General features: G+C 57.7%; 15 protein-coding genes. 7 read left to right on the plus strand and 8 right to left on the minus strand.

Annotation, left to right across the window (positions count from 1 at the left end; all coding sequences use genetic code 11):
• Window positions 1-52 precede the first annotated feature (52 nt).
• Window positions 53-772 carry an outer membrane protein gene (locus tag DS839_RS24350; protein ID WP_119273095.1) on the plus strand — a complete coding sequence of 240 codons (720 nt, stop codon included), beginning with the start codon at window positions 53-55 and terminating at the stop codon, window positions 770-772.
• Between the two features lie 414 nt (window positions 773-1,186).
• Here DS839_RS24350 and DS839_RS36645 read toward each other — a convergent pair whose 3' ends face one another.
• Window positions 1,187-1,738, minus strand: coding sequence for a hypothetical protein (locus DS839_RS36645; protein WP_162918768.1), 552 nt, complete (start codon window positions 1,736-1,738; stop codon window positions 1,187-1,189).
• 42 nt (window positions 1,739-1,780) lie between these two features.
• Here DS839_RS36645 and DS839_RS24365 point away from each other — a divergent pair, with 42 nt between their 5' ends.
• The 3 genes from DS839_RS24365 (at window position 1,781) to DS839_RS24375 (ending at window position 4,403) form a co-directional block, all read left to right on the plus strand.
• Complete coding sequence (locus DS839_RS24365; protein ID WP_119273098.1) at window positions 1,781-2,743, plus strand: phosphatase PAP2 family protein; 963 nt, start codon at window positions 1,781-1,783, stop codon at window positions 2,741-2,743.
• A gap of 323 nt (window positions 2,744-3,066) precedes the next feature.
• Window positions 3,067-3,948 carry a thermonuclease family protein gene (locus tag DS839_RS24370; protein WP_119273099.1) on the plus strand — a complete coding sequence of 294 codons (882 nt, stop codon included), beginning with the start codon at window positions 3,067-3,069 and terminating at the stop codon, window positions 3,946-3,948.
• A 26-nt stretch (window positions 3,949-3,974) separates the two neighbouring features.
• Window positions 3,975-4,403, plus strand: coding sequence for a tail fiber domain-containing protein (locus tag DS839_RS24375; RefSeq protein ID WP_119273100.1), 429 nt, complete (start codon window positions 3,975-3,977; stop codon window positions 4,401-4,403).
• Between the two features lie 569 nt (window positions 4,404-4,972).
• Here the strand turns inward: DS839_RS24375 and DS839_RS24385 are convergent.
• From DS839_RS24385 to DS839_RS24410, 5 genes are all read right to left on the minus strand, one after another.
• The gene (locus DS839_RS24385) at window positions 4,973-5,263 is read right to left on the minus strand and encodes a DUF1330 domain-containing protein (RefSeq protein ID WP_119273102.1); all 291 of its coding nucleotides are present in this window, start codon (window positions 5,261-5,263) and stop codon (window positions 4,973-4,975) included.
• Window positions 5,264-5,527: 264 nt separating this feature from the next.
• On the minus strand, window positions 5,528-6,409 hold the full coding sequence (gene ku, locus DS839_RS24390) for a non-homologous end joining protein Ku (RefSeq protein ID WP_119273103.1): 882 nt from the start codon (window positions 6,407-6,409) through the stop codon (window positions 5,528-5,530).
• 661 nt (window positions 6,410-7,070) lie between these two features.
• On the minus strand, window positions 7,071-7,433 hold the full coding sequence (locus DS839_RS24400) for a DnaJ-like cysteine-rich domain-containing protein (RefSeq protein WP_162918769.1): 363 nt from the start codon (window positions 7,431-7,433) through the stop codon (window positions 7,071-7,073).
• Entirely contained in the window at window positions 7,430-7,615 is a 186-nt protein-coding gene (locus DS839_RS24405) for a hypothetical protein (RefSeq protein ID WP_119273105.1), read from the minus strand. The genes DS839_RS24400 and DS839_RS24405 overlap by 4 nt, the downstream gene beginning before the upstream one ends.
• Window positions 7,616-7,748: 133 nt before the next feature.
• Window positions 7,749-8,504 (minus strand): SOS response-associated peptidase, encoded by a 756-nt coding sequence (locus DS839_RS24410; RefSeq protein ID WP_368911881.1) that lies wholly within the window; start codon window positions 8,502-8,504, stop codon window positions 7,749-7,751.
• A 709-nt stretch (window positions 8,505-9,213) separates the two neighbouring features.
• Between DS839_RS24410 and DS839_RS24415 the strand changes: the two genes are divergently transcribed.
• Complete coding sequence (locus DS839_RS24415) at window positions 9,214-9,444, plus strand: hypothetical protein (RefSeq protein WP_119273106.1); 231 nt, start codon at window positions 9,214-9,216, stop codon at window positions 9,442-9,444.
• Between the two features lie 119 nt (window positions 9,445-9,563).
• Here the strand turns inward: DS839_RS24415 and DS839_RS24420 are convergent, their stop codons facing one another.
• Complete coding sequence (locus DS839_RS24420; protein WP_119273107.1) at window positions 9,564-10,064, minus strand: gamma-glutamylcyclotransferase family protein; 501 nt, start codon at window positions 10,062-10,064, stop codon at window positions 9,564-9,566.
• 445 nt (window positions 10,065-10,509) lie between these two features.
• Between DS839_RS24420 and DS839_RS24425 the strand changes: the two genes are divergently transcribed.
• Complete coding sequence (locus tag DS839_RS24425) at window positions 10,510-10,842, plus strand: hypothetical protein (protein WP_119273108.1); 333 nt, start codon at window positions 10,510-10,512, stop codon at window positions 10,840-10,842.
• A gap of 276 nt (window positions 10,843-11,118) precedes the next feature.
• On the opposite strand, the gene DS839_RS24435 is transcribed toward DS839_RS24425, so the two are convergent.
• Window positions 11,119-11,454 carry a hypothetical protein gene (locus DS839_RS24435; protein WP_119273110.1) on the minus strand — a complete coding sequence of 112 codons (336 nt, stop codon included), beginning with the start codon at window positions 11,452-11,454 and terminating at the stop codon, window positions 11,119-11,121.
• Window positions 11,455-11,997: 543 nt separating this feature from the next.
• On the opposite strand from DS839_RS24435, the gene DS839_RS24445 reads away from it, so the two are divergent.
• Window positions 11,998-12,441 (plus strand): Hsp20 family protein, encoded by a 444-nt coding sequence (locus tag DS839_RS24445; RefSeq protein ID WP_119273112.1) that lies wholly within the window; start codon window positions 11,998-12,000, stop codon window positions 12,439-12,441.
• Window positions 12,442-12,894 lie beyond the last annotated feature (453 nt).

The raw sequence follows: 12,894 nt of genomic DNA on the forward strand, positions 1-12,894 counted from the left end.
GGATTCTCGCGCGCAATGATGCGATGAACCACAGCGTGGGGGAGTTACTCGCATGATCAAGAAAGTTCTTTTGAGCGGAGCTGCCGTTGTTCTGATGAGCGCCGGCGCGCAGGCGGCCGACATCATCGAGCCGCCGACGGTTTATGATTGGACCGGGCCCTATATCGGCCTGCAGGGCGGCTATGCCTGGGGCGAGAATGACGCCTCGGCGGATGAGAACGTAATCGTTCCTCTCTCGGATGATGTGACGCTCAATGGCGACGAAGGATCGATCGATATCGACGGCTTCGTCGGCGGCGCTCATGCCGGCTTCAACTGGCAGGCCGACAGCCTGGTGCTCGGCCTCGAAGGCGACATCGAATATGCCGATATGGACGGCAATACGGACGTCGTGGATGGGCTCGGCTTCAAGGTGGGCGAGATCACGCAGGAAATCGACTGGCTGGGTTCGCTCAGGCTCAGGGCCGGCTTTGCCGCGGATCGCGCTCTGTTCTACGCGACGGGTGGTCTCGCCGTGGGCGGCGTCAAGCTTGCCCTTGAGGATGGCGGCGGCGACGAATTCGCCGACGAGAAAAAGACGAAATGGGGCTGGACGGTTGGCGGCGGCATTGAATATGCCTTCACCGACGATTTCAGCGCACGCATCGAGTATCGCTACACCGACCTTGGGAAGATCGAGGCGGGCGATGCTGATGAGGGCGGCGACGGCGAGGTGGATACGGCCTTCCATGCGGTCCGCGCCGGCCTGAGCTGGCATTTCGGCGGTCTCTGACGCAGGGGGCATCCCGGATGATTTCAAGGGGCGCGCCAGCGCCCCTTTTTTCTGCCGGCTGCCTTGAACGGTGAGCCGGCATTTTCTTGCGCGCCAAGACTGTGGCGCCAGACTATCGAGACACCTAAGACGCCTTTCGCCCACGGCGGGCTTGGTGCCAGTGGACCGCCTTGAAAGGCCAAATCGTTATGAGGAATGCAGCCCCGAAGCCAAAGGCCCCTGCAGCAATCCTGTCAAACGCCGGAACCATCCACATGACGAAACAGCCCACCAACAGCGCTATCAACAATTGTGTGACGACGAGTGTCAGGTAGTGCTTGTGGCTGGGCTTCATAGTTGACAAGCCTACGCCGGGACGGCCTTCTGTCGCAACAGAGAGAATGAGGGCGATGCGCCTGGACCCGTGAAGGGAAGTCACTCGATCCTGGTCACCACGGCCGCTTGGTCCGGGATAAGGCGAATCTGATACGTCGCACTTTCGCATTTCAGCACATAGACCGGCAGGTCAGCGACGGACTCTGCCGCAATTCGCTCCACCGAGGTTGGATTGCTGCAGGCAAAACCCTGGCTGCGAATCTGATCGGCAAGGACTGTCATGTCGACGTCCTGGTCTTGCGCATTTGCGCTCATGAGGATGGTGCAGCCGGCGGCAGACGCTACGCAGAACAATCGAAGAGCTTGAATCATTGTGGACTGCTCCCTGGTATCATACCGGCAAAGCATTTCGATCAGATAAGGACTAAAGCAGAAAGAGGTGGATTCATGCAATCGCCAGCTTAGCCAGGCCGCCCCCGTTATCGAAGACAGTGCAAGCCAGGTCAAACTTGATTTTTCCAATAAATACAGGAATTTGTATCGCATCAATGGCGGGGAGAGGATGTCGCCGGGGGCAATGAGGCGATTAAAATTCGTAAGGCAGGCGCATGCTTTCTGATCTCTCGGGAACGGCAAAAATCTAAGAACCATGTTAAGACGATTCTAAGCACGGCGTGCCAGCATCGCCGCGCCATGCGCAATCTCCGGTCGATCCTTGTCTTTCATCCGGCCTTATGGGGCCTGGTCGTGCTGCAGAGCCTCGTCATTGTGGCGTGGATTGCGATCGATCCACGCATTTCCTTCAGCCTGACAAGGGTCTTCGATCCGGCCATCACTCTCGGCGTCTGCCTTCTCGTGGCCGCCACAGCCTATGGCTTTCAGGCATCGAGATGGCCGGTGATCGCCGAACGCACAAGGGTGATGGCCACGGGCATCCTGTTTCTGGTCCTGTCCTTCACCGGCGTCCGTTTCCTCAATTATCTGAGCATGTCGCTCGCCCTTCCCTGGGCCGACAACATGCTTGATTCCTGGGACCGAATGTTCGGCATCGACTGGCACGCCTATGCGTCCTGGCTCAGCCAGTATCCCGACATCCTGCCCTATCTCGAGCAGTGCTACATCCTGGCCGCGGTCAGCATTCCCTTTATCTTCATGGTGTTGGTCGCCCTGGGAAGGGCGGAGCGCGCCAAGGAGTTCGCCACGCTCCTCTATATCGGGGTTTTTGTGACCGTATGCATCGCCGGTTTCTTTCCCGCGGAAGGCGCCATGGTTCGTTACATGGACAGCCAGTTGCCCGCCGGGACATTCGGTCCCAAGGGGGGCGTCTTCTTCGTCGAGGCGCTGCGGACGGTGCGCGAGTCGAAGGAGGTCGTGCTGAGCTTTGCCGCCTTGCCCGGTCTTGCGTCCTTCCCCTCCTTCCACACGGTCATCAGCCTGCTGATCGTCTATGCTTGCCGCGACAATATCGTGACGCTGCTGCTGGCGGCGGTCGGGGCCGGCGCCATCCTCGTGGCGACGCCGGTCTATGGCGGGCATTATTTCATCGATGTTGTCGCCGGCATCCTCCTTGCGGTTGTCTTGGCGGCCGCCTACGCGGCGGTCAAGAATGCCAATCTCTCAGCGCCCACATTCGTCGTGACCCATTCGACAAGGTGAAGTCGGCAGCAACTCCCTGCCGTTGGCCTGAACGCTCTAACCCACACGATAATACCCAACCGCGATTGAGGGGATTCACGCGCTGGGATTTCTGCGGACGGATGCTCATGGGCCAAAATTGGCGGAAGAGGAGGGAGCCCAAAAATCCGCATATTTGTTTGAAATTGCTATCAATACGGGTTTGCCATCCTGCTCTATCCCCGCATTTACCCCCGCAAGGGGCGACGTTGAGCCCATAAACGCCCCTGAGAAAAATCCTGTTTAAGACAGCTTGTCGCACCCTTCCGTCGACTCGTCGGCAGGGTCATATTCGTCCGACCTCTATGCGCGCCGCTCTTATCGCTCTCGCCCTGTCCGTCCTGGCCTCGGCCGCCGTCCCGGCCCAAGCGATGGAAGTGGCCGGCACCGCCAGGGTGGTTGACGGCGATACCCTGGAGATCGGCACCCAGGCGATCCGCATTCACAGCATAGATGCACCCGAGGCCTCACAGGTCTGCCAGCTCCCCAAGGGCACATGGGATTGCTCAGGCGCCGCGGTCAATGTCCTGCGGGCCATGACCGAGGGCCGCGAGGTGCGCTGTGCCGGCCACGAGGTGGACCAATACGGTCGGCTCATTGCTCGGTGCGCTACCGACGAGGTGCCAGACATCGGCGCGCAGCTCGTCGCCTCCGGCCTGGCCTGGGCCTTCATCAAGTATTCGACTGACTACCGCGCGCTGGAGGCCGAGCCTCGAGCCAAGAAGCTCGGAATTTGGCAGGCCAAGACTCAGCCGCCTTGGGAGTATCGCGCCAGGCGATGGGATACCGCGACAAAGCTCGCTACGGCTTCGGAGGGCTGCCCGATCAAAGGCAACATCAACGGCAAGGGCGAAAGGATCTATCACGCGCCTTGGTCGAAGCACTACGCCAAGACGCGCATCGACACAGCAAAGGGTGAGCGATGGTTTTGCAGTGAAGCAGAGGCAAGAGCAAGAAACGCGACAAAGCCGCGTTGCTTATCACTGAGGCTTATGCCGGCAAGGCCGACATTGAGAAGGCAAAGAAAGCTTTTGAAGCAGCGGCAAAGGAAGCGAAGGTCTGGCTGCCGTATCGAGGGCCACTCGCATAGATCAACATGTGGCCGAAAGAGCACACCTTCCGAATATTTCTCTACGGTCATTGACCAGTCAGGCACCAAACCTGAGACTTACCGTGGGGCAAAATAGAGGCACTGTTAGCGCGGGGAAACGCCATGGCAAAGTTGGCAAATTTCGCGGAAACTCCGAATCTAATGGAACTGGCCGAAGCGAGTGGCCTTCCCGGTCGTCTGATCGAGCTTTCGCTCTGTGCCGATGAAGGCGGCGATGGATTGACCGGAATATCTCCTTGTGCCGACGAACTTGGTCTGCAGCAATCCGTTTGCGTGGACGAGGCCATGTTCTCCGTTTGCGCCGATGAGATCGAATCCGATATTCGCCTCAAGACCGACATCGAGCAGGTCGGCACCACCGTCTATGGGCTTCCGCTATATCGCTTTCGCTACAAGACCGGCACGGAGCGTTTCGAAGGCGTGATGGCGCAGGACGTCCTTGAGGTGATGCCGGATGCGGTGGTCGTGGGCGAAGATGGCTATTACCGCGTGAAGTATGGTCAGCTCGGGATCGGGATGACAAGGGCCTGAGCACTGCCCCGGATCTGTATAACCAATTGCAGCGGCCTCCGTCCCCGCGGTCCCGAGCCGGCGGGGTTTTTCATTCGCCGCAGATGTTGACATTGCGTGCGTGGCATTAGATGCTTCAGAGCGGATGACAAGGCACCTTCAGCATTGTCCGTATCGGCCAGGCGAAGCGTAGCCGCATGGCGCGCTCGCCTGCAGAATGCCATTTCCTGTTGTCATGTCAGCGCACGGGCGGCGATTTCCAAACTTCGGCTACGCGTGGGTTGCTGCCTGCCAGAGCGCCCGTCCTAGAGCCGATTGCAGAATCCCGCTTCCGGGTGTCTGCTCGCTGCTTTCGACAGGGAGGGAGAGCCAGTGCCAGCAGCTAACGACAACAAGTCAGAGGGCGAATGGGTCGTCACCTTCATACCCACCCGGTTCCTAGCTGCGCTCGATCGCTACATGCTGGAGGAGACTAAGCTGGAAAGCCGGTCAGCAGCCTTGCAAGCAGCGTTTCAGGATTGGTGCATGCATATGGGATATGTTTCGCCAAATGAGACGGACCCTGATTTAAATTGAACGACCGCCTGCTATTACTTGAGCCCTTCCACGCTGACCAAACGTGCGGAACTGCAGCTATCGCGTATGGCTTTAAGCCCTTGATAGACCGGCCCATTGTAGAACGCTTCCCAGGCGCCCAGGGATGGAAACTCTAACAGAACAATCCTGCGAGGCTGCCAATCTCCTTCATGAACCTTGTGGGCACCGCCACGCGCGAGATACTTGCCCCCGGCCTGTTCCAGGGCGGGCTTAACTCTCGCCATGAACTCCTGATATTGCTCGATATCTCTAATCTCGACATCGAAGATGACGTAAACAGGCATGCTTGGTTCCAGATAATGTTGAAAGCTTCCGCATATAACGCGCCAAGTCTGGCCATCATTCCAGACGACATCACTTTGCGTACCTCCGCAAAATTTGCATTGAAAGTATCCCAACCTGGAGAAGCCATTGCGGCAAGCGCCTTCTGCGCTGGGTGCGGCAGTTTCAGTAACGACCGGTCGGGAAGCGCGAAAAGAAGGCATTTGAAGCCGCGGCGAAGGAGGCAAGCGTCTGGGTTCCATATCGTGGCCCGTAAGCTGGGCAAACTAGCCGGCGATTTTTGAGCGGCGCTTCTTCGTCTGCGGTTCCTCGGCGGATTTGCCGCCCTTCACGCTCTTTTTCAGTGCGTCCATCAGGTCGACAACATTTCGGCCGCTTGGCCGGCTCTTCTCGGTGTCCGGCGCCTTGACCTTCTTGCCCTTGGACTTCTCTTTGATGAGGGCAAGCAACGCAACCTCATACGAGTTCTTGTAGACTTCGCCTTTGAAGGGTGACGTGTGCTGTTCGATCAGCTTGGTTGCAAGCTCCACCATGTCCGGTCGATCGCTGCTTTCAGGCAGATCACCGAAATACCTTCCAGACGCCCGCAACTCGTCTGGATAGCGCAGCACATACATGGCAAGGCCTCGATCGAGGGCGCCGACGCCAACAAGATGTTCCCGGCCGCTTCCCATGATGATCTGGCCCAGGCCAATGCGCCTTGCTTTTTTCAGCGCCGCGTGGATGACGGCGTACCCTTCCTCGGCAAAATCGTCCTCCGGCACGATGTAATAAGGCCGCTCGAAGAACGGCGGCGCAATCTCCTCGATCTTCACGAACTCTTTCAAGTCGAGCGTCTTCTTGCTCTCCAGCTTGATGGCGTCGAGTTCTTCCGGCTCCAGTGTGATGTAGGTATCTTCAGCGATAGGATAGGCTTTAAAGACATCGCCCTTGTCCACCGGCTCACCCGCAACGGTGGTCACGTATTCGATGCGCTGCCCGGTAGGCCTGTGGAGCATGTTGAGTGAGGTTTTGCTACTCTCGGTGGCGTTGTGGATCTGGACGGGGATGGTGACCAAAGCCAAGCGAAGGTAGCCTTTCCAGTAAGGCCTGGTGGGCCGGCTAGGCCGTTCGGCCTCCTTTTTCTCAGCCTTCTCTTTCGCCGCCATGGAAACTTACTCAACGTACTAACCGGATTTACAACCCGGAGCCGGGGGCGAAGTTCCTGGCAAAGTCCTAAAGGTGACGTTTCGCTTCGCGTATCGGGCCCAAAATATGGAATTTCGGTGATCCAGGAACAGCCCGGCTGCGCCCTGTGTTATTCTACGGATCGACTCCGGAGAGTTGGCTTATGCAAACAAGGTCACAACTCTTGAGGCAGTTGGCAGAGGCCGAACAGCAAGTCTTACACGGTGAGAGCCTCATTGCTCAGCAGCGCCATCTGATTGCCCAACGCTCTAACCACGGGCACGATGTGACCAATGACGAACTGCTCTTAAAAGAGTTCGAGCAGTCGCAGGAAATCCGGAATGGCAAAATGGACCGCATTCTAGAGGCGCTGGAGAAAATCCCCGAGGGGCAAGAGCAGCCCTGGGCAGTGCCAAGCGCGTCGAGTTTAACGAGGAGACGGTCCAAATGCTCGATGTGCATCCGTTGGGCGTCTTCGAAGTTTTTGAGCAGCCGCCGCGCTTCGTCAGCGTCGTGCCCATCGCGCTCTAGCTCAGCGAGGAGCAGCGTCTGTTCTGCTATATGACGTTCGCCCTGAGCGACGTGGCGCTTCGCCATTTCCAGGTACTCTAGAAGCATGATTCGATCCATCGGCCAGCAATCCTAAACGCTCACAAAGACTTTGCCACTTCCGTCGCAGTTGATGCAAAGCGCAATCGTCCCTTCATCCGGATGCCAGCGGCCGGAGCCATTGCAGATAAAGCAATTAGTGCGGCCGGCGCCGTTACTCATGTCCTTGACTAGCTGGGGCGCGACCTCGTCGTTATTCTGACCGACATAGCAATCCATACGCTCGCCGACTTCTTCTCGCTGCGTCTCGTTCATGCGCATTAGCATGCGCAGCACGTCCTTGTCGGGAACGGTGTCCTTATAGCTGCTGATGGCCGCAAGGTAGCCCGGCGGCGCATCCAGCACATTCAACGCAGAATGCAGTTCGTGAATGATTTTCCGTTCAAGGCGGGTCAACGTTCACGCCGGACGCCTTTATAAGGGTCCGCCTTCGGGTCCTTCTTCTGCGCCAAGAATTTTCCGTCTTCACGACTACGCTTGGTCCAGTGCTCCTCGCCTTCCATCTTGGTCTTCAGCTGAGAGCGCTTGCGGACGGCACCCTTACGCGCATTGTCACCCGAGGGTTTGTTGGTAGCCATGGCTCTTCCTTTGGGCCGGATGGGGCCCGCATCTCGTCGCGGGATTTTGCGGGCCCCAGGGAGCACCGTTCTGCGCGTGCAGACCGTACATTCCTAAGTTTCAAACCGGCTTATTTGTTCCACCAGCGGCTGACTACAGCAACTCCCCCGTTGACGGGTTTGCCACCGGCGGGACGGGCTGCACAAGGTCAGCATCATCATTGCCGACATTGCCAACACGCTGCGAGACAGGCCACATGACCATAAGATCAGCGGGAAACTGCTTTAGCAACTCATCGGCTTCGGGCTGCTCGTCGAGCCAACGCATGTAGAATGCTTCACCCAGGATGACCGGCATTCGGTCATGGATCTGGCTCACCAGCTCGTTTGCCGGACAGGTCAGGACGCAGAACGTCCGCACCCAATGGCCCGTGCGCGGGTTCCTCCAGTTTTCCCACAGCCCGGCAATGCCGAAGGGCCGGCCATCGGCCATGGAGATGGCATAGGGCTGCCTGCCCTTTGCCCCCTTGATGGCCTTCCATTCGAAGAAGCCGTCAACGGGCAGAATGCAGCGGCGCTTTCTGTAGGCGTCCGCGAATGGGAACTTGGTCTTGACCGTCTCCGCCCTCGCATTGATCGGCTGCTGTGTCGGCGGGTCCTGCCCGCTGAAGCTGTTGTGTATGAGGCCCCATCTCGCCGGCGACATGGTGGGCCGGCCGGTCTCTGGATGACGGCGGATAATCAGCAGCTCCTGCCGCGGCGCGCCGTTATAGCGGGCCTTGAATTGCTTGACCCTCGGGTCGTCAATGTCGGTACCGCTGATGATAGCCAGGCCCAAGGCTGATTTCTGGATTACGCGACCACACATGTAGGGACCTTCGATCAAATGCGAGCTAGATTCAATCTTCATCAAAAAACCGCCCGCCTAAGCGACATGCCGGCGGGCGCAGTATGGTGGCGTCGCTCGGAAGTGAATGACGCAAGCCACAAACCACGTGGAAGAGCGCAAAGTTCCATAGCGGAACGGTAGTCCGGAAGAAGCGTTATCGGTCCTGGAAAACGGTACGGCAAAGGCCAGTTTAATGGACGAAAGAAAACGAGAGTTCCGACTTCAGATAATGCTCGACGAAGCTGAGTTGAAGGCGATTGACGAATGGCGGTATGAAATGCGCGTTCCGACAAGGGCGGCGGCTTTCCGGGAATTACTCAGGCGCGGCTTGGCTGCAGACGCTGATAAGCCGCCGAGTCAGCACTAATTTTACGGCGCGCTTCGCGGCTACTTCCACGAGATCGGGCACGGAACAAAACACTGCCTGGCAGGTTGGGGCGTTTGGAAGGATAAACTCGGGTCATTTCCAATGCCTAACAATCTGCTTGCAGCAGCCAAACGGGCCAGAGACTTCGCCCGATCCCTCAATTCTCCTGAAGCAAGGGCCGGTTTCCTTGAACTCGCCACTCGGTGGGAAGCAGAGGCACAGCAGCTTTTATCGACCGGCAAGGAAGCAGTATCACGCAGCGCATCCGCGAGAAGGATTGAAGAAAGCTAAGGCGGCCCGCTACTATATTGGGCTACGTCTTTATTTGGAATCAGCTGAGGTGCCCGGGGGCCGGGAACCTATATGGCTCAGATAAACAGAGAGCGGCTTCTTGCCTATCTAAAAGAAGCTCAAATCGACGCTGCAAAGGCTGATGAGAAAATCGAGTGTCAACGAGCCTTGATTGACAGTTTGCAAGCCTGCGGGGCCGATGCCTTCAGTGCAATGACCGCACTGAAGACGTTGGAGTTAGAACGCGATTTGCACCGTGGCCGCATCGAAATGATCTTGAACCAGCTTGGTCTGGACACATAGGTTGCTTCGCACTGAAGGGCCCGCAGGACCGAACGGCGTCGGTCCTGCGGGCCCTCCGTAGCGCCGCCTGCCGGCGGCCCCAGACCATCGCGGTTTGGCCAGAACGTTCGGTCAACTTTTTAGTTCCCGACCTTAGGCGCCGTCTTCGGTTCGCGGTATTTTGTCCAGATCATCCAGCAAGCGGTCAAGCTCGCGAAGGTAGGCGTCTTGGATTTTCTCATACGTCTGGACGCGTGCACGATGAAGCGCCTGTCTTCGTAGCTCCTGAGATAGCCAGTATGCACGGACGAGGCCAAATGGCGGCTTTTGAAATAGGCCTGAGCGGTAACAGCATTGACGCCGTTTTCGATCTCCACCTGTTCCCGGAAATTCCCGACAACGCCGACCGATTCAATCTCGTCCAAGTGTTTTAAGTCGTCCGCCCCAACGACGTAGAGTTCACCAAGAATGCGGTAACCGGTACCTGGCTCGTAAAATAGCATCGGTGCGAATCTAGGTCCTGCCACGACTAAGGGAAGTCGTTCGACCGTCCGCCAAGCTCCTTTGAATATCGCTCCCCGAAGGTGCGCATGTAGCGGGTAACCTCGTTTCAGCGTTCCAAACACAAACAAATTATACATAGGTGACCTGCTAACCCTCGGTCCGCTCTGGGGGTTCCCTCAGCCCTTGACATCGTGGGCCATTCGATGATTTGGGAAATATCAGGATCAGAACTGCGCCCGGAGCTATCAGCGGCCGGGCTTTTTCACGCTCTGATGACCATTCCCAACATGCGAGGTTTCCAATGCGGCAAGCGTTTCGCCGGCAGGCGAGGCATGCGAAGGTCACGCTTATTGTCGTCCAGCTCAATATCGGGGTTTGCTTGTTTGGGGTAGCGGCAATTATTGCGGCTATTCTCACGTGAGGCGCGGGTGCTCAGCGGCTATTGGCGGGCGGGTCGCAGTCATGCAAGGATGAGGGTTGTGGGCGGAAAGGACGGAATGAAACTCGTCAGCGAAAATTCAGAAGCCGACCTCAAGCGTAAGCGCCACGAAGCGGAAGTTAGCTGGGTGGGCAATTGATGCCGTGACTGAACCCTCGGCTTATGAGTGGGCGCCCCTCGGTGACGGCGGCATTCACTACGATGAGGACAACGAACGCGACATGTCCGCCTTCTTCGGTACAGAAGACGCCGACAATGATAACGAATCTCCCGAGGAAGAAGAGGATGGCCTGCTGGATGGGCTTCAGATCCACGAATACAATTGGGGTGACCTGAGCGTCCAGACCGAGTGGACGAGGTTTGACTACGCGACGGAGGGCCATGGAGGTATTGCCTCCTTAATGCGTGAGGTCGCCAGAAAGAAAGCAGCAGGCGAGAAAAGGCCCAACAAACGCCCCCCGAAGGAGCCATTCTAGCCTGCAACAGGTTCGCGCAGCTTTGATGAGCGAAGCATGCGCTTGAAGATAGCGATAGAGGTCTTGGGCATGGCGACGGGCCGAAAAAAGCGGGCCTCGTAGCAATAGGGTTCGGAGTTGGGCAGGGTTATGCACGTCAGGCCCTCGCACCACACGACACGCTGAACAGTATAGACGCGGCCCTTGATCGGCTTCACACGGGGACGAGGGCGTAGATTGAGCTTCCACCCGTCGCGAATGCAGACAACAGCCTGACCGGGGAAGAGGGAAGACATATCAGTGCCCTCCCTTAGCCAATGCACTCCGGAGGCCCGCCATCAAGTCGCGAGCCGTGTCGGTACTCATGGCGATACGGGTAATAACCCGTCTCTCTCCCGCGCCACCTTCAATGATGGGAAGCGTCTCCCACCCAACGAGGCGAACGCACGTATCCGTGACTTCCAGCGCGCCACCAGTGATAAAGCAGGTTGATACGACAAGCGCCTCAATCAGTGGCGGCAGTTCTTCCGGTTCGCGCTCGTTCCTCGGCTTGGGATTGCGCGACACGGGCTTGAGCCGATCTGTGATGCTGACCACCTTGAGGTCAGTGTCGGTCAGGTTAGTATCGGTCATTTGTCACGCCTCCGCCGATTGCGCGGCGACAAGACGCCGGACGTTGGCCCTCATCTTCGGGATGGCTGCATCTACCTTAATTATTTATGGATGACGGGATGATGCAGACGGCAGCGCAATTACGGGCCGCTCTTGCCATGGCGAAGATGAAAAGGCAGAGCTGGCCCAAGCGGCCGGCTTGTCGGAAGAGACGGTGAAACGCCTGGAAGGCGCGGAGGGGCGAATCTCTGCTAACACTTCGACAGTGGCGGCGCTGGTGAAAGCCCTTGAGGCTCGCGGCGTGGTTTTCGTGCCAGAAAATGGAGGGCCTGCCGGCGTTCGCTTCAAAGGTTAAGCCGGCATAGTCCATCCCGAGAACGGGGGCGGCGCCGGGGGGCAGTTGAGAAAGATCTGCCAAAAAATTTTCGCTTGGGGTCTTGAAGGGAGACGAGCCAAAACTAGATCAAATTTCGCCGGGTCGTAGGGGTATTCAGATCCGGTGCGGGCATCGGCGTAGTCCCGATGCGCTGCTCGTACCCATGTTGCTCAATGGAGGATGTGGCTATGCGCAACTACGACTTCTCGAATTTTTCCCGTTCAAGCGTCGGCTTTGAACCTCTCTTCAATCTCATCAATGAAGCTCAGAAGCGATTCAGCGAAGAAGGCGGCTTCCCGCCTTACGACATCGTTCGCAAGGATGAGGCCGCTTATACAATCCGCCTTGCGGTTGCCGGCTTCTCGCCGGACGAGCTGAACATCACAGCCAGGCAAAACCTTTTGACGATCACCGGCCAAAAGAAACAGGATGAAAAACGGCAGTACCTGTACGAGGGCATCTCGGCACGAAGTTTTGAGCGGCAATTCAGCCTAGCCGATCATGTGGAAGTGGCCAGCGCCCGTTACGAGAACGGCATCCTTGAAATCGAGCTCCGACAGGAAATCCCTGAAGCTGCCAAGCCGCGGAAAATCGCTATCAACGGCGGAGCCTCGGCCAAACTCATCAATTGAGGGAGGCCGCTATGCGAGGGTTTATTTCCGCTCGGCAGGTTACGCGCGAGCCACACCTTGACGACATCCTGAGGCCCTCCGATGCGTTCTCGCATCCGCAAGAGGTCGTTTGCGACCCGGATCTGACGATAGACGAAAAGCGGGCCATCCTGGCGTCCTGGGCCTCTGATGCATGTGCCGTCGAATCCATGCCTGGCTTTCGAACCTCGCCCGCTGGGGCAATGGTTACGTTCGACGACATAATGGATGCTCTCAAGGAACTCGATGAACGGGCGCGCAACGGAATGAAGCGCACGCCGGCTTATCGTCGATGGGTAAGGCATAGTGATGTACTTTGAGTCACCCAATTTCTGTCCGTAGATCGCCCCTGCAAGCGGCACAGCAGTCGGCCCGCCGACCTTGCTTTCGGAGGAGGCGGCGGGCCTTTTCATTTCAAACTGAAACCATGAAAAT

This window comes from Taklimakanibacter deserti (assembly GCA_003574785.1).